This window comes from Streptococcus sp. ELY_137, from assembly GCF_058314515.1.
In genome coordinates this window covers 93,812-114,759 of sequence record NZ_JBZFUL010000006.1, presented here as the reverse complement: position 1 = coordinate 114,759, position 20,948 = coordinate 93,812, and the positions used below count along the sequence as shown (strand labels likewise).

The 20,948-nt window shown below is 40.8% G+C and carries 21 protein-coding genes and 1 tRNA gene; 18 read left to right on the top strand and 4 right to left on the bottom strand.

What is annotated here, in order from left to right:
- Window positions 1-55 precede the first annotated feature (55 nt).
- Complete coding sequence (locus tag AC4HAO_RS06330) at window positions 56-1,591, top strand: HAMP domain-containing sensor histidine kinase (RefSeq protein WP_491134916.1); 1,536 nt, start codon at window positions 56-58, stop codon at window positions 1,589-1,591.
- Between the two features lie 317 nt (window positions 1,592-1,908).
- On the opposite strand, the gene AC4HAO_RS06325 is transcribed toward AC4HAO_RS06330, so the two are convergent.
- The 3 genes from AC4HAO_RS06325 to yghU all read right to left on the bottom strand — a co-directional run bounded on the left by AC4HAO_RS06325 (window position 1,909) and on the right by yghU (window position 4,231).
- Window positions 1,909-2,544 carry a GNAT family N-acetyltransferase gene (locus tag AC4HAO_RS06325; protein ID WP_491134915.1) on the bottom strand — a complete coding sequence of 212 codons (636 nt, stop codon included), beginning with the start codon at window positions 2,542-2,544 and terminating at the stop codon, window positions 1,909-1,911.
- Between the two features lie 46 nt (window positions 2,545-2,590).
- Window positions 2,591-3,022 carry a MarR family winged helix-turn-helix transcriptional regulator gene (locus tag AC4HAO_RS06320; protein ID WP_491093458.1) on the bottom strand — a complete coding sequence of 144 codons (432 nt, stop codon included), beginning with the start codon at window positions 3,020-3,022 and terminating at the stop codon, window positions 2,591-2,593.
- A gap of 417 nt (window positions 3,023-3,439) precedes the next feature.
- On the bottom strand, window positions 3,440-4,231 hold the full coding sequence (gene yghU, locus AC4HAO_RS06315; RefSeq protein ID WP_491134914.1) for a glutathione-dependent disulfide-bond oxidoreductase: 792 nt from the start codon (window positions 4,229-4,231) through the stop codon (window positions 3,440-3,442).
- 311 nt (window positions 4,232-4,542) lie between these two features.
- Between yghU and AC4HAO_RS06310 the strand changes: the two genes are divergently transcribed.
- The 8 genes from AC4HAO_RS06310 to rplS all read left to right on the top strand — a co-directional run bounded on the left by AC4HAO_RS06310 (window position 4,543) and on the right by rplS (window position 11,224).
- Entirely contained in the window at window positions 4,543-4,926 is a 384-nt protein-coding gene (locus AC4HAO_RS06310) for a VOC family protein (RefSeq protein ID WP_491134926.1), read from the top strand.
- A 158-nt stretch (window positions 4,927-5,084) separates the two neighbouring features.
- Window positions 5,085-6,104, top strand: a complete 1,020-nt coding sequence (gene add / locus AC4HAO_RS06305) for an adenosine deaminase (RefSeq protein WP_491134913.1) — start codon at window positions 5,085-5,087, stop codon at window positions 6,102-6,104.
- A 64-nt stretch (window positions 6,105-6,168) separates the two neighbouring features.
- Window positions 6,169-6,612, top strand: coding sequence for a flavodoxin (locus tag AC4HAO_RS06300; RefSeq protein WP_491093461.1), 444 nt, complete (start codon window positions 6,169-6,171; stop codon window positions 6,610-6,612).
- Between the two features lie 408 nt (window positions 6,613-7,020).
- Window positions 7,021-8,406 (top strand): Fe-S cluster assembly protein SufB, encoded by a 1,386-nt coding sequence (sufB, locus tag AC4HAO_RS06295; protein WP_491093462.1) that lies wholly within the window; start codon window positions 7,021-7,023, stop codon window positions 8,404-8,406.
- Between the two features lie 46 nt (window positions 8,407-8,452).
- Complete coding sequence (locus AC4HAO_RS06290; protein ID WP_491093463.1) at window positions 8,453-9,139, top strand: VTT domain-containing protein; 687 nt, start codon at window positions 8,453-8,455, stop codon at window positions 9,137-9,139.
- 52 nt (window positions 9,140-9,191) lie between these two features.
- Window positions 9,192-9,476 carry a chorismate mutase gene (locus AC4HAO_RS06285; protein WP_491093464.1) on the top strand — a complete coding sequence of 95 codons (285 nt, stop codon included), beginning with the start codon at window positions 9,192-9,194 and terminating at the stop codon, window positions 9,474-9,476.
- A gap of 113 nt (window positions 9,477-9,589) precedes the next feature.
- Entirely contained in the window at window positions 9,590-10,777 is a 1,188-nt protein-coding gene (locus AC4HAO_RS06280; RefSeq protein WP_491093465.1) for a chloride channel protein, read from the top strand.
- Window positions 10,778-10,876: 99 nt separating this feature from the next.
- A complete protein-coding gene (gene rplS, locus AC4HAO_RS06275) occupies window positions 10,877-11,224 on the top strand; it encodes a 50S ribosomal protein L19 (RefSeq protein WP_447452051.1) in 348 nt (115 codons plus the stop codon).
- 186 nt (window positions 11,225-11,410) lie between these two features.
- Here the strand turns inward: rplS and AC4HAO_RS06270 are convergent, their stop codons facing one another.
- The gene (locus tag AC4HAO_RS06270; protein ID WP_447452052.1) at window positions 11,411-11,761 is read right to left on the bottom strand and encodes a MerR family transcriptional regulator; all 351 of its coding nucleotides are present in this window, start codon (window positions 11,759-11,761) and stop codon (window positions 11,411-11,413) included.
- A 160-nt stretch (window positions 11,762-11,921) separates the two neighbouring features.
- Between AC4HAO_RS06270 and AC4HAO_RS06265 the strand changes: the two genes are divergently transcribed.
- The 9 genes from AC4HAO_RS06265 (at window position 11,922) to AC4HAO_RS06225 (ending at window position 20,724) form a co-directional block, all read left to right on the top strand.
- Window positions 11,922-13,100 (top strand): MFS transporter, encoded by a 1,179-nt coding sequence (locus tag AC4HAO_RS06265; protein ID WP_491134912.1) that lies wholly within the window; start codon window positions 11,922-11,924, stop codon window positions 13,098-13,100.
- 1 nt (window position 13,101) lies between these two features.
- The gene (locus AC4HAO_RS06260; RefSeq protein ID WP_491134911.1) at window positions 13,102-13,761 is read left to right on the top strand and encodes an NAD(P)-dependent oxidoreductase; all 660 of its coding nucleotides are present in this window, start codon (window positions 13,102-13,104) and stop codon (window positions 13,759-13,761) included.
- 80 nt (window positions 13,762-13,841) lie between these two features.
- Window positions 13,842-13,913, top strand: a tRNA-Arg gene (locus tag AC4HAO_RS06255).
- A gap of 349 nt (window positions 13,914-14,262) precedes the next feature.
- Window positions 14,263-14,718, top strand: coding sequence for a class Ib ribonucleoside-diphosphate reductase assembly flavoprotein NrdI (gene nrdI / locus AC4HAO_RS06250; RefSeq protein WP_491134910.1), 456 nt, complete (start codon window positions 14,263-14,265; stop codon window positions 14,716-14,718).
- A gap of 221 nt (window positions 14,719-14,939) precedes the next feature.
- The gene (locus AC4HAO_RS06245; RefSeq protein ID WP_447452055.1) at window positions 14,940-15,281 is read left to right on the top strand and encodes a metal-sulfur cluster assembly factor; all 342 of its coding nucleotides are present in this window, start codon (window positions 14,940-14,942) and stop codon (window positions 15,279-15,281) included.
- Between the two features lie 26 nt (window positions 15,282-15,307).
- Window positions 15,308-17,002, top strand: a complete 1,695-nt coding sequence (gene ilvD / locus AC4HAO_RS06240) for a dihydroxy-acid dehydratase (RefSeq protein ID WP_491134909.1) — start codon at window positions 15,308-15,310, stop codon at window positions 17,000-17,002.
- Window positions 17,003-17,146: 144 nt separating this feature from the next.
- Window positions 17,147-18,280 (top strand): ISAs1 family transposase, encoded by a 1,134-nt coding sequence (locus AC4HAO_RS06235; protein WP_491134908.1) that lies wholly within the window; start codon window positions 17,147-17,149, stop codon window positions 18,278-18,280.
- Window positions 18,281-18,441: 161 nt separating this feature from the next.
- Window positions 18,442-19,428, top strand: a complete 987-nt coding sequence (locus AC4HAO_RS06230; RefSeq protein WP_491093468.1) for a YeiH family protein — start codon at window positions 18,442-18,444, stop codon at window positions 19,426-19,428.
- Window positions 19,429-19,491: 63 nt separating this feature from the next.
- Window positions 19,492-20,724: an FtsW/RodA/SpoVE family cell cycle protein gene (locus AC4HAO_RS06225; protein WP_491093469.1), complete on the top strand. Its 1,233-nt coding sequence runs from the start codon at window positions 19,492-19,494 to the stop codon at window positions 20,722-20,724.
- Window positions 20,725-20,948 lie beyond the last annotated feature (224 nt).

The following is a 20,948-nucleotide window of genomic DNA, read 5'->3' as shown; positions in this document are numbered from 1 at the left end:
GAGTTATTTCTTACTCCCCTTAACGCTTATCGTCATTTTGCTTTTTGTTGGAAGTGTGGGGACATTTATCCTAAGATATACTCGAGTGGTTCGCTATCCTACCCAAGAGGATTTTCAAAAAAATGACCACTATTTAAAGACTGGTCAATACCATCAGTTTCCTCTCAAAAAAATAGCCCCCAAAGATGCTCGTTTTGCAGTCTTGGATCAGTCTGGACAACTGATTTATGCTAGTCCTAAGGCAGATTTGACTGAACTGAATAAAGCAGAATTAGGAATAATCGAAAGGCTTGACGATAATTTCGTTGTGAATTGGTCAATGACTCCCTTTACTGATCATGGAGGGCAGAAACGTTATTTACTTAAATATAGCCGGCTGAAGGTTATAAAATTTTTCTTTGATTCTGTCGTGGTTCATCTGGATGATAAGAACGAAAAAAATGATGAGATAGTTCACCAGACTCTACTCGATCAAGACTTTAAGGTGATATCCTCCTCTTTTTTGCCGAATGGGGCTTCCCTCCAACATCTAGGCCCTCTCCTCCGTCAGAAGTCGAGGGTTGTAAAATACCCATTTACAACGGATAAACAGGAAAACTTAACACTAGTTTTATACTATTCAGAGGAGTCTTCGGTACCTTCCTTCCTTGTCGCTAATGGTCCTCTGCTAAATAGTTTAGCCTTTTCGGCTTTTTACGTCCTCATCGCTTTGCTATTTGCCATCTGGCTCAACCGCAAGGTCAGGCTGCCGCTCGGTCGATTGCGCCAGGCCATCAATAACTTGACGGATAGGAGTCAGTCTCAGGTGCTGGATTATCAAGGACCATCAGAGTTTGTTGAGATTATAGAAGATTTCAATCAGGTGTCCGATAGCTTGCGGCGCAGTGAGGAGAAAAGCCAGAGGATTCAGGCTGAAAAGCAGGAGATGCTGGCTAATATTTCTCACGATCTCAAAACACCTATCACGGTCATCAAGGGCTATTCTGAAGCTTTGAGAGATGGTTTAATCAAGCCTGAGCAACAGGACAGGTACCTAGAGGCAATCAGTCAAAAATCTCGGAAATTGACCCATTTGATTGACTCCTTTCATAATTACAGCAAGATTGATCACCCAGATTTTACCCTGCAATTGGAGCAATTGGACATTTGTCTTTTTCTCCAAAACTACCTAGAGCAGCACCGTCAGGAGTTTGAACTCAAGGGTTACCGTCTTAAGTTAAGCCTACCACGTGAGGAAGGAATCTTCTGTCATATTGATAGTGAGCAGTTTGAGCGAGTTTTGGATAATCTTTTGGCTAATTTTTTCAGGCACAGCGCTAAGGCCAGCACCCTCTTTATCGGATTGGAAGCAAAAGGGCAAAAACTCCAGATTTTGGTGGCAGATGATGGGGTCGGTATTAATCCTGAGCAAGCAGACCAGCTCTTTCAAGCTTTCGTGACAGGTGATAAGGCGCGACCGTCCAAGGCAGGATCAGGTTTGGGTCTGGCTATCGTTCAGCGCATTATTGACGAACATGGTGGCAATATCAGGTTGGAACAACCGCCTCGAGCGCCCTATAAAACCGTTTTTGTCATTAGTCTGCCCTTATAAATCTCAAAACTATCAAGCGTCAGGGTGTTGGTTATAGAAGTTCCCCAATTTCAAGAAGCGTCTCTTCATGACGCTGACCATCAAAAAAGATAGAGCCAATCCGGTTCTATCTAGAATATAGCCTTTCGTTATACGTTGACAAGGAGCCTTAACTTTTGGAGTGTGGCGCAAGTTCATCGTCATTTGCTCTATAAGCAGTATGTTTTATACCAGTTCTCCTTAGCTGATAGCAGGCCAGTAACTCTACGGTTTCGTGGTTGACTTAGCCTCAAAAACTTTCCAGTCGCCTCAAGGATGAACAGTAGCTCAATTACACCTCATTCTCCCTTTGTAGGATTTTCTAATGGTTTTACCATTTTATAAAAACCGTCAATGTCGTATTTGTGGTAGTTTTTAGGAAATTCAACTTTAGCAACTTGCTTGAAGCCAAAGTGTTCATAAATGCTTTTGGCTTTTTTATTGTAAAACTCAACTGCTAAAGATAGTTTGCTGTAACCTTGGCTAACAGCCAGTCTCTCTGCCTCTCTCAGCAGCTCTAGTCCCAAACCTCTACCTCTGAATGTTTCAAATACAGCAAGATTTGAGATATAGTATTCATCGTCTTTAAATACCTGTAAATATTTCTCTAATCTTGAAGAATGCACTATTTTGAGCATATCTATCAGCCCAACAGAGCTTAGCCAAACGCCCAGATCCGTAACGGTGTTTTTTACCAGTTGTTTTTCGTCTTTAACAGGATAGGAAAGAAGTAGGCCGCAAACCTTGTTGTTTTCGCTTTTGACAAGCATATAATCTTTGCTGAACATATTATCAGGTTTTGCATAAAACTGTCGTGTCGTTTTATAAAAATTGTCTTCTTTTCGTGCAAAAAGGTAGTGGAACATCTTAGGTGCAGACATGTATAGCAGTTCTAAACAAGCTGCCATCTCATTATCGTTGGGTTTCCGAATCATCTTTGTTATTCCTTTCGATTATTTTAGCTATGGTTAACACAAACGTTTATAGGTGATCGTCAATTTTTTCCAAGAGGCTTTTAAAAAGCAAAGCCTCTATATCGGTAAGTGGGGAAAGCAGTTGCCCGATATCTTTAAATAACTCACTGTCAATGCTATCCATGATCGTTATAGCATCTTGGGTCACTTGTACCAGCTGAACTCTTCGGTCTTCAGGGCTGGTCTGTTTGGTCACTAATTTTTTTGCTACAAGTCTATCCACAGCTACTGTAGCTGTATTTGGAGCAATTCCTAGGCGTTCGGAAATATCTTTCATAGTTTTGAGGTCGTCTTTCCCGATAGCATATAGTGTATGGATCTCAGTTACTGTTAAACGGTTGTAGGCTGCTTCTGTGAGTGATTCTTTTCGCCTTTTCTCTAATTTCATATATATTCTATCTAGGCTTTCAAATACCTTAACTAATTCAGATTGGTTCATTTTTCCTCCTTTTAATACTTCTATAAAAGAATAAATATAAGCAAATTAAATCGATTATTGCCGATATTTAGTTCTATAATAGAAATAATATCAGATTGTTTTTGCCTTGTAAAGTCAGAAGGGATAATATGAGGAGAGTAAAATAAAGTAGTTTTTTCCGTATTGCAAAAGAACTGGTCATGATAGCCTATACTGCTGGATATTTGCTGTCTGGCAGGGCTTGAAATAACTTTAAGTGACTAACTCTCACTAATACTCAAAAACTTTAATTTTTGGTATAAATAGGAATTGTGATAGGTTTAAATTTTTATACATAGCCCCGTTGCTTATATTATTTTGTGGTGACGAAGCCACCATATTGTACAAAAGATTAGGAGCTGGGTTAATTAATGCCCAGCTCCCTTTGAAATATTAATATTATTTTATCTCTTTATACTCTGCTTCCAGACCGCGTTTAACAGCTGGACGTTCAGCAATCTTAGCAGTCCAAGCCTGCAGATTTTTGTATTCTTTAACATTGAGGAAGATTCCTGCACGGTCCCAGATTTTGTCCTGAGCAAGTCGGCCATACCAAGACCAAATAGCAATATCGGCGATGGTATAGGTGTCGCCCGCAATATAAGGTTTCTTGGCTAATTCCTTATCGAGAAGATCTAGCTGGCGCTTGGCTTCCATGGCGAAGCGGTTGATCGCATACTCTATCTTTTCAGGCGCGTAGTGGAAGAAGTGTCCAAAACCGCCACCGAGGAAGGGTGCTGCGCCTGTCTGCCAGAAGAGCCAATTGAGAACCTCGTTCCGCTCGGCTGGGTCTTTGGGGATCAGTTGATCAAACTTTTCTGCGAGGTAGAGCAGAATATTGGCGGATTCAAAAACGCGTACAGGGCGTTGACCTGAGAGATCTAAAAGAGCTGGGATTTTTGAATTAGGATTGATGGCAACAAAGTCCGATCCAAACTGATCTCCTTCACCGATTGTAATTTTGTAAAGGTCATAACCAGCCTGACTAATCCCCAATTCTTTGAGTTCTTCTAGCATAATCGTTGCCTTGATCCCATTAGGAGTGCCTAGGGAGTAGAGTTGGAAAGGGTTTTCTCCGCGAGGGAGTTTCTGTTCAAAGCGGGCACCAGCTGTTGGCTGGTTGATGGCTCCCCATTGGCCACCAATAGCAGCTGGATTTTCCCAGATTTCTGGTAATTTATAATCCGACATCAATTTATCTCCTTAATAGTTGTAAGTTGTAGTGTTATCCTAGCAAAAACACAGTGCTTTTTCAAGAAATTGACCATTGTTTATCCTGCGTGATTAGTGTTCTTTTTGACATTTATAAAGAGCTAGCCACTGTTTATGATATAGATTGGATAAGATTTTTAATGCTTGTTTATAACACTAACAGAGAAGCCACCCATGTCTTATAATACTCGCTGTTAACATAGATAGTATCGCTTTTTAGTATCAAAGACCTAGTTGAAGGAAAATATTTTCTATAGACTTTATAGTAGTAATTCAATCAAGAAGGAGAGATTTCTATGAAAATTGAACACGTTGGTCTTTGGACAAGAGATTTGGAAATAATGAAGAATTTCTACTGTACCTATTTTCAAGCAATAAGCAGTCCACTCTACCATAATCCAGAATCAGGGTTTTCATCTTACTTTTTAACGGTTACAGATGGCACTAGATTGGAATTGTGCTACCGCCCAGATATCATTGAGGGAGTTAAAGACAGCTTTGGTTTCGCCCACCTCGCTTTTTCTCTGGGGTCAAAAGAAGCTGTTGACACATTCGCTTATAAGATGCAGGAGCACGGTTTTTACCTCCAGAATGGTCAGCGTGTGACGGGTGACGGTTATTATGAAGCTGTCATCTTAGATACCGAAGGCAATCAGTTAGAACTGACTATCTAGTTATTAGACTGAGAATCTACCTTAAGAAAAGTATTGCCCAGGTTTTAGCTGATATGATCGTTGAGTTCAGGACACTGCAGCATCTTGATCTCAGCAAGGGTTGACATTTGCAATTAGAATGATAGTATAGTAAAAATTGACCTTAAAGGAGAAGCCTCGTGAAACCACTCGATTTTCATCGTTTAGCCAAAGTAGAATTGCACTGTCATTTAGACGGCTCCTTGTCACTTGAAGCTATTCGAAGTTTGGCCGAGATGGCTCGTATTTCCATCCCGCAAGAAGATGCTGATTTGAAGAAATTAGTCACTGCGCCTGAATCCTGCGAGAATTTGATGGATTATCTCAGGACCTTTGATTTTATTCGTCCGCTCTTACAAACAAAGGAAGCCTTGGAACTGGCAGCCTATGATGTGGCCAGTCAAGCCGCTAGAGAAAATGTCATTTATACTGAAATCCGTTTTGCTCCCGAGCTATCTATGGATGAAGGTTTAAGTGCTAGTGATACTGTCAGAGCTACTTTAGCGGGGTTACAGAGGGCTGAAACTGAATTCGGTATTGCTGCTAAGCTTCTCGTCTGCGGTATGCGGCAGTCGGATCCAGATATAACAAAGGAACTGTTATCGGAAATTGCTGTTCTAGCACCTAAAGGGTTAGTGGGCTTTGATTTTGCTGGGGATGAGCATGGCTTTCCCCCTGCCAAGATTGATTCCTTGATAAAAGATGTCCAGTCCATGGGATATCCCATGACACTCCATGCAGGAGAATGCAACTGTCCCAATCATATTACAGATACTCTCAAATTGGGGATCAAACGTATGGGGCATGCTGCAGCTATCGCCCACCATCCTGAAATTATAGCGGATTTTGTTGCAGCTGGAGCAACAGCCGAACTCTGTCTGACTAGCAATCTGCAGACTAAAGCTGCACCTAGTCTAGAGGATTACCCCTATCAGGAGCTGTATGAAGCAGGGGCCAAGCTGACTATCAATACGGACAATCGGACGGTATCAGATACAAATTTAACTAAGGAATACCAACTGTTTCATCGCTACTTTGGCACAACACCAAGCGATTTTATGACCTTTAACCGCAATGCTATTGAAGCCTCCTTTACCAATTCTAAACAAAAAGATCAGCTCTTAGAAAAACTAGAGACAGCCTATGCGACCTATCTCTAAACAAGTTCTATAAAAAATCTGATAATTGTGATATAATCGAATCACTGATTATTTGGAGGAAACTATGGCTTTAGCTAAAATAGTATATGCTAGTATGACTGGAAATACCGAAGAGATTGCCGATATTGTAGCAGAAAAATTGCAGGATCTTGGTCATACCGTTGACGTTGACGAGTGCACAACAGTGGATGCTGCTGACTTTGAAGATGCTGATATGGCTATCATAGCAACCTATACATATGGCGATGGGGATTTGCCTGATGAAATCGTTGATTTTTACGAAGATTTGGCTGATGTTGATCTATCAGGTAAGATTTATGGAGTGGTTGGTTCAGGTGACACCTTCTACGATTATTTCTGCAAATCAGTTGATGAGTTTGAAGAGCAGTTTGCCCTGACCGGTGCCACTAAAGGGGCAGCTTCAGTAAAAGTAGATTTAGCAGCAGAAGACGAGGATATTGAACACTTAGAAGCCTTTGCTGAAGAAATGTCTGCTAAATTGAGTTAGTTAGGCAGAAATATGTGAGGGAGATGTGAAGTGTCCCCGAGGATTAAATCATTTATTTTTGATTAAAGATTGAGGTTGAGACAAAAGTTCTCAGCCTTATTATTTGGCTGATTTTATTTGTTAGACGCAGTGGTTGGTCGGATATCCTTATCCCTTGCTCTACAATAGAAAAACTAATACTTGAGAGAAAAGATTTGAGCTTTACCAACCACATTTTTCTAGGATAGGAGTATAATAATGGCAAGTAGCTGTTAATAAAAAAACTAAAGTTTAGCGGCTTGAAATATGAAGAGTATAGCCTAACTTGAAAGGGTTGAAGCTTGACTGCCTTTTGAGAGTTTAAATGCGCAGAAAGCCATTTTTTAGTGTTTGTCGATTTTTCAAAAGAAGCTGAGTAAGGGGGTTCCTATGCCTAAAAATAGAGATTATGCTTTTGGATTTCACGATGATGTTACTGCTCTTGTGTCAACGGGGCGCGGTTTAACAGAAGAAGTTGTCAGAGAGATCTCCAGAGTGAAAAAAGAACCTGAGTGGATGTTAGAGTACCGTCTTAAAAGTCTTGAGCTCTTTAATCGTCTGCCCATGCCCGATTGGGGGCCGGATCTTTCTGGTATTGATTTTGATGATATCATCTATTATCAGAAACTCAGCGAGGATCGCTCTCGCACTTGGGAGGAAGTGCCGGATAAGATTAAGGAGACCTTCGATCGTTTAGGAATTCCTGAGGCTGAAAAGCAGTATTTGTCTGGTGCTGTAGCCCAGTATGAGTCTGAAGTCGTCTACCACAACATGAAAGAAGAATTTGAAAAGCTAGGGATAATTTTCACCGATACAGACACAGCTCTGCAAGAGTATCCTGAGCTTGTGAAGCAATATTTTGGAACAGTTGTCGCCCCATCGGAGCATAAGTTTGCGGCTTTAAACGGAGCAGTGTGGTCTGGGGGAACCTTTATTTATGTTCCTAAGGGTGTTCAATGTCCTATGCCGGTTCAAACTTATTTCCGTATCAATAGCGAAAATGCCGGTCAATTTGAGCGCTCCCTGATGATTATCGAAGATGGTGCTTCCATCCAGTATATCGAAGGTTGCACGGCGCCCAATTACACCACTAACAGTCTTCATGCAGCAACTGTAGAGATCATTGTTAAGCGGGATGCCACCTTTCGTTATACCACTATGCAAAACTGGTCAGATAATGTCTATAATCTTGTAACGGAGCGTGGAACAGTTGAAGAAAACGGGACCTTAGAGTGGATTGACGGTAATCTTGGTAGTAAGGTCAATATGAAATATCCTTGCTCTATTTTAAATGGTCCTTATGCACGTACCTCTGTACTGTCTATGGCTTTTGCCAATTATGGTCAGCATCTGGATGCTGGCTGCAAGGTCTACCATAACGCTCCTCATACTTCCAGTACACTTATCTCTAAATCAGTTGCTAAGGACGGCGGTCGAACGGACTATCGGGGAACTGTTCGTTTTGCTCCTGACAGTCAAGGTTCTAAATCCCATATTGAATGTGATACGATCTTGATGGATGAAGAATCACGTTCAGATACCATTCCTTTCAATGAAATTCACAACTCTAATGTTTCTCTGGAGCATGAAGCTAAGGTCTCCAAAGTTTCAGAAGATCAGCTTTATTATTTGATGAGTCGCGGTATCAGTGAGGAAGATGCGACTGCTATGATTATCAATGGTTTTATGGATCCCATTACCAAGGAATTGCCTATGGAATATGCTGTTGAGCTCAATACTCTGATCAATATGAGTATGGAAGGATCAGTCGGTTAGGCTGTTTTGCCTTGCTATATGAGGTCATTTCTCCTATAATAACGGTATGGCATTTAAGAAATTAGAGTTGAAGGGCCAAAATCTGCGGCGTATATTGAGTCTGGTAGGCCTCTTGATTGGAATTATCTACTTTAGCTTCTTGCTTCTGCGCTACTGGGATGTCCTTCTCAGTTACGTCAATGTAGAAAAGCAAGTTGCTAATTTGGGCCGCCAATTGTCCACCGCCAATGTCATTAATTTCTGTGTACTCATACTGTTGACAGCTCTGGGATCAGCTATTCCTTTTCTTTCCAATAGTGTTCTGGCGGTTTTTAACGGGGTTGTCTTTGGTCCTTGGATTGCTCTGGTCATGAATGTGCTAGCCAATACGCTAGGAAATTTCTTAGTTTTAAGAGTTTTAAAAATCGTCAATATCACAGAGCGCGAGAAAAACTTTTCTGATAAATTGGCTATTTTAAAGCAAGTCGATAATCCCTATGTAGCTGTCAGTTTAGGATATATGATTCCTGTTTTTCCGACACTCTTAGTGAACTATTTAGTAACGGAGATACAGCTACCACTTAAGAAATGGTTGCCTTGTGTCGCAATAGGAGTTTTTCCTACTAGCTGCCTTTATGCTTTTGGCGGTGATGCGATTATAAATGGTAACGTCAAGCGGTTATTACTCTTGCTTGTGCTTGCTGGCATAGTTTACCTATTAGTGAGAAAATATACAATAAAGCAAAAGACCTAGTTTTATTGGGCTTTTTTTGCTATAATTTTCAAAGAATGAAGGGGGAAGTACCATGAATTTAGAACTAATTCGTCAAAATATTGATGCTATTGATCAAGAGTTGGTTATCTTAATTGAAAAGCGAATGAACTTGGTTAGCCAAGTAGCAGCTTTCAAGAAAGAGACGGGCAAGGCTATTTACGATAAAGAACGTGAGGATGCCATATTGGCCAAGGTGTCAGAACTTGTAACCGATAAAAACTATGAACCCTTTGTTGTTGCGACTTTTGCAGATATTATGAAGGAATCACGAGCCTATCAAAATCACAATTTAGAAGTTGAGCAGAATCCTCTTTAAAAGGCAGAAAAAATACCGTTTTAAAAGAGGATTACTACAGCATCTAAAGTAATTAATCAATAATTTGTAGAATCGACTGATAAATTCTCTATTTGCCATGTCTGGAGGAACTAGTGCAAAAATCATTAAAAAATAATCTTATTCTCATTCTAGCAGCTATTACTGTTGGCCTGCTTATCGGAGCGATTGATACTTTGTTTGGTCGAGTCTTGATAACTCTCAGTGATTTTCGCGATAGTCACTACTTCGCAACCTTGCCTTTTCTAGCTTTAGCAGGACTGGTGAGTGTCTGGCTTTACCAGCGCTTTGGGGGAAAGAGTAGCCGAGGAATGAGCCTGATATTTGAAGTAGGGCAGGGGAAAGGTAACTACATTCCTAAAGTGCTTGTCCCTCTGATTATGTTAACAACTTGGTTGACCCACCTTTTTGGCGGCAGTGCTGGCCGCGAAGGTGTAGCTGTTCAGATTGGAGCAACCGTTTCTCACTGGTTGGGAAAGCAATTACCCGTCAAAGACAGCTCTCGTATATTTCTCATGACAGGCATGGCCGCCGGTTTTGCAGGTCTCTTTCAAACACCATTGGCCGCTACCTTTTTTGCCTTAGAAGTATTAGTTATTGGAGAATTAACAATAGCAGCCTTACTACCAGCTCTATTAGCTTCTCTTGTCGCTAGTCAAACTTCCCATGTTCTGGGGTTAGAAAAGTTTGCAGCTCCGCTATCAGTGAATCTAGACCTAACGCCTGTGCTTATCCTGAAATTATGTCTGCTGGGCCTTTGTTTTGGTGTGGTTGGGACGGCCTTTGCTGCTGGTTTAGCTTGGGCTAAAAGACAAGCAGCGGTTTATTTTAATAATCCCTACATTCGCATTGCCCTAATAGGCCTAACTGTCACCGGTTTACTGTTCTTATTCTGGCAGGGGCGTTACGCAGGGTTAGGGACTAATCTCATTTCTCTAAGTTTAGATGGTGGAAATGTCTACATATGGGATTGGCTTTTAAAATTTGTACTAACCCTTCTTACCTTAACAGCTGGTTTTCAAGGTGGGGAAGTGACACCCCTGTTTGCTATCGGTGCTAGTCTGGGAGTTGTTTTGGCCAGTCTTTTTGGCTTACCACCGGTCTTTGTCGCTGGACTTGGTTATGCAGCAGTTTTTGGTTCTGCAACCAATACGCTGTTAGCTCCGATGTTTATCGGTGGTGAAGTTTTCGGCTTTGCTAATATGCCTTATTTTGTTATTGTCTCTGCCCTAGCCTTTCTTGTCAACCATAAATACGGCATTTATGCCTTGCAAAAACGCTAATCATAGTGTAAAATAGTCCTATGTGTGCAATGGACACACGAAAATACGGCTAATCCGCTGGGACAAGCACCTAAGATTAGTAAGATAGGAGAAAAATAAATGAATCCATTAATCCAAAGTTTGACTGAAAGTCAACTGCGTACTGATATCCCTGACTTCCGTCCAGGTGACACTGTCCGTGTTCACGCTAAAGTTGTCGAAGGTAGCCGCGAACGTGTTCAGATCTTTGAGGGTGTGGTTATCTCACGTAAAGGTCAAGGTATCTCAGAAATGTATACTGTCCGTAAGATCTCAAGCGGTATCGGTGTCGAACGTACATTCCCAGTTCACACGCCACGTGTCGAAAAAATCGAGGTTACTCGTCATGGTAAGGTACGTCGCGCTAAACTGTACTACCTTCGTGCATTGCAAGGTAAGGCTGCGCGTATCAAAGAAGTGCGTAAATAAGAAACAGTTTAGTGAGCTGTTTAGGTTGAAGAAAATGGTTATTTCTTCAACTTTTTTATTTGTAAGATAAAAACTCTTAGAATGCTGAGCAATCAACAATTCTAAGAGTAGTCAATATTATCTATCATTCCAGAGTTTTTAAAATAAGTTTTGTCCATGTTTTGAACAGTCCATTAGGCTGTTTTTTTATTTTTCTTCAGAATTTGATGGCTTATCTTCTAAATGATTTGATAAGTTTTTGAACATGTCATTCAGAGTTAACAGACGTTTTTCAACTTTTTTAACAGAGGCTTCTAAAGTAAATCCCTCTTCTAACATTTCTTGGATTAAAAGTATTTTTTTGATGTTCATATAATCATAACGTCTGGTTGTCCCTTCCTTATCCTTCTGAGATTGGATAATTCCTTTTTCCTCCCAATAGCGGATTTTTCGAATAGGAATACCAGTGATTCGAGAAACTTCACCGATACCGACAACTAATTTTTTTAAGAGTTCCACATCCAATAATGCTGAGTAATCTTCGTTTCTTTTCTCCATAAAACAAGCCCTTTTTAGTCTATATAAGTTTTTCTGATAGCTCTATTTTACAATATTGAGAGTTAAAGGACAATTTTTCTTGACTATCAAAAATATTTAATCTGCAATTATTGTATATTAAATACAATAATTGTTTATTTATTGCAGAAAGAAACTTGACATGAGAAAAAATCGAGTCAACAGAAACGAAGTGATTTTAGCAACGTTACTATTTTGGTGTGGTCTTGTAGTTGTCGCCAGTAATTATATAACGATTCCTTTAATGTCTGTTTTTAATCAGCAGTTTCATGCCAGTTCAGAACAAACAGCCTTGTTAGGAACAAGTTTTTCCTTTGCTTATGCTTTTAGTTGTCTTTTAGTTGGAGTTTTATCTAACCAATTTGGCAGAAAAAGAATGATGGTTGGAGGCTTGATTTTATTGTCAGTCGTTACTGTTATCATTCCCTTTGGAAACCAGCTGTCTTGGTTAATTGTGGGACGGATGATTCAAGGAATAGCTGCATCTAGTTTTGCTCCCGTTGCTGTTATCTATATTTCTGAGAAATTTTCAAAGGGCTTTAGGGGGACAGTCGTAGGCCTCGTCAGTGCTAGCTTTTTGATTTCAGCGATTGTAGGCCAAATTGTCAGTGCTTATATTAGCCAGTTACTGAATTGGCAAGCAGTCTTCTATATATTTGGAATGATTTATTTGCTAACGGCTCTTATCTTATTTACCTATGCTTCGCCCGTTTCTAAACAAAATCAAGGAATTCATTTTTCTCAACTTTTGCATCAGTATTGGAAGGTATTAAGAAAAAAGGACTTAGCTAAACTTTATCTGATTGCACTCACGTTATTGTTTGTCTTTGTAGCTTTTTACACCGTTTTAGAAAACTATTCAGTTCATATACTTCATTTGAGTAAGACTATGGTTTTCAGGATAAGGGCTTTGGGGATTGTCGGTATGATGTTTGCTCCCTTGGCGGATAAATTGGCCAAAATGTTTGATATAAAACGAGTACTCATCTTGTCTTTGCTGTCTTCGCTTCTATCTCTTTTTATTGTTGCTGTTTATCCCTATCTCAATGTGTTGATTGTAATGAGCCTTTTATTTGTAGCCGGAATTTCAATCATTGTTCCCGTTTTAATTATTTTAGTGGGAAAATTTGGGCAGGAGCAAGCTGGAATCGCTGTTTCTTTTTATACCTTCACTTTGTTTTTAGGTGCCAGTTTTGGACCGCTTGCAGGAGTTCAGCTATTGACCTTGTTAGGGGAAAAAATAACCTTTTTGACCTTAGCACTGATATTGTTATTCAGTATGCTGATGGCATTTACTTTGGAGATTAAAGGAGAACAATAATATGCAGAAGGTATTAGTATTAGGCGCAACCGGCAGAACGGGAAGCTTGGTCATAGAAGAATTGTCTAAATACAAGTCTATTCAGCTCGTTGCTGGCCTAAGAAAGCCGGAAGATAAGGGGCGGCTGCCTAGGTTAAAGGCAGCGATAGAGACAGCAGTGATTGATATTGCTGATGTCTGCAGTCTGCGCAAAGCTTTGATTGACAGCGACATTGTTATTCAAGCTATTCGCCTACGAGAAGATATATCAAAAGATGCTTTAATTGATCTGGATCGACGGATTCAGCAAGCTCTTAACCCCTCAAAGAAAACTCATCTGGTCACGGTTGGAGGTGCTGGATCTCTAAAATTAGCGAATAATCGGCGCTTTTGGGAAGATGAACATTTTCCAAGACAAACTCTACCTAGAGGAATTGCTCACGCTAAACTAAGAGACTATTTGGAAGAGTCATCTTTTGATCATACTTGGACCTATTTGATTCCTCCGCCAGTTTACATTGCACAAGGAGTAAGAAGCAATAGTTATGATTTCTATCCTTCAGCACAAAGAGAAGAATTTTTTCTCAATAAATCTATTTCTTATGCAGATTTTGCCTTGGCGATAGCAGATGCTGTAATGGAAGAGTGGCAGGGTGTTTACTTAATTTCAGGAAAGGAATAGCCTCATGTTTTAATTGCTTGAATCAGCTTCTTAGGGTTGCATTCGTTTTTAGTCTAGGGTACAATAGAGGGAGCTGATGTGTCTCCTTAGTTAAATGGATATAACAACTCCCTCCTAAGGAGTAGTTGCTGGTTCGATTCCGGCAGGGGATATATTTGAAAGCAAGAATAGTAGGAACTGAGAACTTACGACTCAGTTTTTTAATTTTATGCAGTATGAGTGCAAGTGGCTAATACTGGGTCTCAAACTCATATAGTAGTGAAAATCAGTGCTGCTTGCTATTCATCCATCTTTTGCAGGCTGATTATTGTTAATCTCTGCATACTGCGGAGAATTAAGTTAACGCAGCAGCAGCTATTAGCACATTTTGAGTCTACTATTTACATTCTGGTTTTGTGAGGGTATTTTTATTTTCTTGTTCCTTTGAAATAATCATGCTACAATATCTTGTATAGAAATAAATAATCAAACACAAGATATTGTAATAAAAGGAGTTTTTTCTTGAAGTTTGTATATATTAGCCTGAGCGGTAATACTAAGGCCTTTGTTGATAAATTAAGGAGGTATTTTGCAACCCACTATAGCCAAATCCCGATTGAGACACTGGATGTCAAAGAAATGGTGAAAAGTGGTCAATCCTATCCTGATTTCGATGAACCTTACATCGCTTTTTTACCAACCTATCTCGAAGGTGGAAATGGTGTGGATAACGGTGATCAGGAGATCTTAACAACTGATCTGCGCCATTTAATCGCTAAGGGAAATAATGCCCAATATTGCTTGGGTATTGTCGGTAGCGGTAATCGTAATTTTAATAACCAGTTCTGTTTAACAGCTTATCAATATTCTAACCAGTTTGGCTTTCCCGTTCTTGACACTTATGAGATGCGGGGGCTGTCTGCTGATGTGGAGCGAATTGCTGAGAAAATTTTGCAGGTCTATGGTGCAGTTAGCTAGTCGCCATTATCCTAAAAAGTAGGTAAAAATGATTTTTAGACTTAATATTTCTGGTTGCTTAATGGCCTTGGCTTAGTTGGTGGAAAAGTACGGTATCAATTTTTCTGCGGGGAATAAAAGTAGGTGATTAGCAATTCACTGGTTTTACTTACGATAAATTTAGTCTGGACAAATTGTCTGAATTGTGCTACAATTTAAAAATATAAATCGGAGGATTCTGAATGAGAGACGACATCAAGATTAATGATCGAGCCGAGGCCATCAGCCAGGAATTGGTGAGTAAATTGGAGACAGTTTACGACCCAGAAATTGAGTTGGATATCTATAATCTGGGTCTGATTTATGAAATCGACCTAGATGAAAAAGGTCACTGTAAGGTCGTTATGACTTTTACCGATGTAGCTTGTGGCTGTGCTGATACCTTACCTATTGATTTAGCGGAAACCTTAAAGACCATTGATGGTATCGAGTCAGCCAGCGTCGAGGTTGTCTGGAAGCCTGTTTGGAAACTCACTCGTATTAGTCGCTTGGGTCGTATCGCGCTAGGAATCAGTCCTAAATAATGGCATTTTAGAGAAGAGGAAGTCTTATGACAGAAGATATGAAGAAGCTCCGTCATCGTTCAGCTGTCTACGATAGTATGGTTAAGTCCCCTAACCGCGCTATGCTGCGTGCTACAGGGATGACTGACCGAGATTTTGAAACGCCCATTGTTGGTGTCATCTCAACATGGGCAGAAAATACGCCATGTAATATTCACCTTCACGATTTTGGTAAGATTACCAAAGAGGGTGTCAAAGACGCGGGAGCCTGGCCCGTTCAATTTGGTACCATTACAGTAGCCGATGGTATTGCTATGGGAACGCAAGGTATGCGTTTTTCCTTGACTTCTCGTGATATTATTGCTGATTCTATTGAGGCAGCGATGGGCGGTCATAATGTAGATGCCTTTGTGGCTATTGGTGGTTGTGATAAAAATATGCCAGGTTCCATGATTGCCATTGCCAACATGGATATCCCTGCTATCTTCGCCTATGGCGGTACCATTGCTCCGGGTAATCTGGACGGCAAGGACATTGACTTGGTTTCCGTCTTTGAAGGGGTTGGTCACTGGAATCACGGTGATATGACTGAAGAAGAAGTGCGCCAAATTGAATGTAATGCTTGCCCCGGCCCTGGTGGCTGCGGCGGTATGTATACGGCTAACACTATGGCAACAGCTATCGAAGTTTTGGGAATGAGTCTGCCCGGTTCTTCGTCGCATCCAGCTGAATCGGCTGAAAAGAAGGCTGATATTGAGGAAGCTGGTCGTGCGGTTGTCAAGATGTTGAAGATGGGCCTTAAACCATCTGATATTCTGACGCGCGAAGCTTTTGAGGACGCTATTACAGTAACAATGGCACTTGGTGGATCGACTAACTCAACCCTTCACCTGCTTGCTATCGCGCATGCAGCCAATGTTGAATTAACCCTAGAAGACTTTAATACCATTCAGGAAAAAGTGCCGCACCTAGCTGATTTGAAACCATCTGGCCAATATGTTTTCCAAGATCTCTATAATGTTGGCGGTGTGCCTGCTGTTATGAAATATCTTTTGGCTAACGGTTTCTTACATGGTGATCGTATGACTTGTACTGGTAAGACCGTTGCTGAAAACTTGGCAGCCTTCTCAGATTTAACGCCTGGTCAAAAGGTTATCATGCCGCTTGACAATCCTAAGCGTGCAGATGGCCCTCTGATTATTCTCAATGGTAATTTGGCGCCGGAAGGTGCTGTTGCCAAGGTTTCTGGAGTTAAAGTCCGCCGCCACGAAGGCCCAGCTAAGGTATTTGATTCTGAAGAAGACGCTATTGAAGCAGTTCTGAATGATGATATCGTTGACGGCGATGTTGTGGTTGTCCGCTATGTTGGTCCTAAGGGCGGTCCAGGTATGCCTGAGATGCTTTCTCTATCATCCATGATTGTCGGTAAGGGTCAAGGGGACAAGGTTGCCTTGATTACGGATGGTCGCTTCTCTGGTGGTACCTACGGTTTAGTTGTCGGTCACATTGCACCGGAAGCACAAGACGGTGGTCCTATTGCTTACCTAAGAACGGGCGATACTGTCATCGTTGATCAAGATACTAAAGAAATTACGATGAAGGTATCCGAAGAAGAATTGGAACGTCGCAAGGCTGAAACAGCGATCCCGCCGCTTTACTCACGCGGAGTTCTCGGTAAGTATGCCCATATTGTTTCTTCAGCATCAAAAGGTGCTGTTACCGATTTCTGGAATAAGGATTAGAGTTAAACGAACGATAGTGCTGTCAAAAGAGGCGGAGAGCCCTTTCTTACACGCCAAACGCATGAAGGAAGTTGCGTTTTCAGAAAGCGGAAACCATAATGACAAAATCAATCAAAGTAGTAAACTAGACATGAGGACACTACAATGATTGATTTTATTATTTCTATTGATGAACGAGCAACTGAACTGGATGGTCGTCAAGCTTGGAAAATTCATTACCCTTTGTCGACGATTCTCTTCTTGGTATTTTGCTGCCAATTGGCTGGTATTGAAACATGGACAGAGATGGAAGATTTTATTGAAATGAATGGAACAACCTTTGCAGACTATGTTGATTTGAGTGATGGTTGTCCGTCTCATGATACTTTAGAGCGTGTGGTTAGTCTTGTTAATCCAGACCGTTTAAAAGAGCTTAACGTTCAATTTGAACAATCAGTGATGAGCTTAGGGGCTGTTCATAAACTTATTTCAGTGGACGGTAAAACCATTCGAGGCAATCGCGGTAAAGACCAGAAGCCTGTTCATATTGTGACGGCTTATGATGGAGGCCATCATCTTAGTTTGGGGCAGGTGGCGGTTGATGAGAAGAGTAATGAAATTGTTGCCATTCCTCCGTTATTGCGCACCATTGATATCCGTAAAGGCATTGTGACCATGGATGCTATGGGAACACAGACAGAGATTGTGGATGAGATTATCAAAGGCAAAGGAGATTATTGCCTAGCCGTCAAAAGGAATCAAGAGACGCTTTATGACGATATTACCCTTTATTTTAGTGATGTCAACGTATTGGAAGAACTCCAAGAAAAGGGACAGTATTATCAGACCGTTGAAAAAGCTAGAGGACAGATTGAAGTTCGAGAATATTGGGTGTCTTCTGATATCAAGTGGTTGTGTCAAAACCATCCCAAATGGCATAAATTATGTGGTATTGGGATGACTCGTAACACCATTGATAAGGATGGTCAACAGAGTCAAGAGATTCGTTATTTTATCTTTAGTTTTAAGCCAGATGTCACCACATTTGCCACCAGTGTCCGAGGTCATTGGTGTGTCGAAAGCCTGCATTGGTTATTGGACGTGGTTTATCGTGAAGATCATAATCAGACATTGGATAAAAGAGCAGCTTTTACCCTTAATCTTATTCGAAAAATGTGTTTATATTTTCTCAAAGTGATGGCATTTCCTAAAAAAGCTCTCAGCTATCGTCGCAAACAACGGTATATCTCTGTTCATTTGGAAGACTATTTAGTCCAATTATTTGGAGAAAGAGGGTAAGCAGATGATTGATTTAAAAAACTATCTTTTCAAAAGTGATGTGAGGGCACAATAGGATGAAGAGAAAGTTTTCGTGCGTAAGACGTGCCTTTCTTATCTCCCCTCTTTTTTTGTAGCTGCAAAAGTGGTAACATAGTAGTATCATACATTTGGAGGCTACCATGCAGAAATTAGGGACCTACTGGTCAGGTTTTGCTCTGACGGCTGTTATAGCTCTTGTAGCTTTGGTTATGGGCAATTATATCCCTTTGATTGGTTCCAGCATCTTCGCCATTGTTTTAGGCATTATTGTCAGCAATACGATAGGGATTCCAGCGTCTGCCCAAGCAGGAGTAGCCTATAGCGGCAAGAAGATTTTACAATATGCCATTATTATCTTAGGGGTAAGTATGCCCATTCAAGAGGTATCTCAGACAGGTTTTTCATCCTTGAGGATTTCGGCGACAACCATTGTAATTTCATTTGTAGTATCCTACTTGATCGGTCGTTGGCTCAGATTGCCGCACAATTTAGAGGTTTTAATAGGGTTTGGGACAGCGATTTGTGGCGGTTCCGCCATTGCAGCAGCTTCTCCCATTTTGGAAGCTGAGGATGATGAGATTGCTCTATCTATGTCGACAATTTTTCTTTTCAATATTGCAGCTGTTTTTCTTTTTCCTATTTTAGGGCACCTCATGCAGATGACAGACACCGCTTTCGGTCTCTGGGCAGGAACAGCCGTTAATGACACATCATCAGTAGTAGCTGCCGGCTATAGTTACAGTCAAAAAGCTGGAGATTTTGCAACGATTGTTAAATTAGCGCGAGCACTGATGATTGTCCCTGCCTGTTTAATTTTAGCTGGAGTTCAATTTTATCGTTCAAAAAAGAATCAGCAAAATTTTTCATTCGCGAAGGTTTTCCCATGGTTTATCCTATGGTTTATTGTGGCTTCCTTACTGACTTCCCTTGGAGTTATCTCAAAGAATTTTCTTCCTTGGGCCAAACTCCTGTCACAATTTTTAATGGCTATGGCACTGGCGGGTATCGGCTGCAAGGTCTCTTTTCGGCAATTTAAGCAGGCGGGATTTAGACCCCTGATTACTGGTGCTGTAACATGGGCTGCAGTAGCTCTGTCCAGTCTCTTTCTGCAATATTTTGTCTTTTAAAGTTATGACCTCGTTACAAAATCATGTTATAATATTTTTTAATTGTGTTAAGGAGTGTGGTGTATGCCAAGAAAAAGAAAAAGGCCGCTGGATAGTCGGATTGACTACACGGTAATCTTACCAGTATTTCTTTTAATTTTAATCGGAATGGTAGCTATCTATACTGCTACCTACCATGACTACCCCAAGACGATTTTATCAGTCATGATCCAACAAGTTATTGGTGTCGTAGTGGGCTGTGTCGTTGCTTTTGTTGTCATGTTTTTTGATGTTGAACGGTTATGGAAATTAACCCCTTATCTTTACGGTGTGGGGCTTGTTCTAATGGTTTTACCACTATTTATTTATAGTCCTACCTTAGTAGCTTCTACAGGGGCTAAAAACTGGGTTAGCATTGGTTCGGTCAGTCTGTTTCAGCCATCAGAATTTATGAAAATAGCCTATATCTTGATGCTGGCACGCATGGCTGTCTGGTTTAAAGATGAAAATAAGGAAGAAGAACCATCACTTAAAAAAGACGGTCGGCTCCTACTCCTTTATTTAGGAGTCACTGTACCGGTCTTGCTGCTGTTGGTACTGCAAAAGGACATGGGAACAGCAATGGTCTTCTTAGCCATCTTAGCAGGTCTGATTGTCTTATCGGGTATTTCTTGGCGCATCATCCTACCGGCAATTTTAGTTGCGACAATAGGGTTTGGCCTCTTCCTTTTAGTCTTTACTAGTAACTGGGGAAAAGAGTGGCTCTATCATATGGGAATGGATACCTATAAAATCAACCGTGTCGCGGCTTGGCTGGATCCCTTTGCTTACGAATCAGGCATTGCCTACCAGCAGGTACAGGGTCTGATTTCCATCGGTAGTGGTGGAATCTTTGGTAAAGGTTTTAATGTTGCGGATTTATCTGTGCCGGTCAGAGAATCGGATATGATTTTTACGGTGATTGCAGAAGATTACGGATTTATTGGCAGTATTGTTGTTATCTTGCTCTATTTAATTTTGATTTTCCGGATGATTCGTATCACGATTGAATCAAATAATGTATTTTACACCTACATTTCAACAGGTTTTATCATGATGATTCTTTTCCATATTTTTGAGAATGTCGGTGCAGCTATTGGAGTTCTTCCGCTGACAGGTATCCCTCTTCCTTTTATTTCCAAGGGGGGATCCTCACTCATGTCCAACCTGATTGGTGTTGGTCTGATCCTATCCATGTCTTATCAAAATTCATTGACTAAGGAAAGGCGCATTGATGAACGCATGAGTCGTAGTAATTGGAATAAATACTGGATTTAGGTAAACGAACTGGTACAAGGAAGTGCCAGTTCGTTTTTATGTGAACAAGTCTGTCTTATAGCCTTGATGTCAGCCAATAGAAGATCTGTAGAAGTGTGTGCCGCTTTTCTGGCAATTGAACAAGGGTCTAATTTCTCTGGGAAAAAGAAGAAACATCCTATGTGCCAAGAACCCAGCACCTATATTTGTGACCAGCTGTTGTTGATTTAATTTCCAACTGCAAC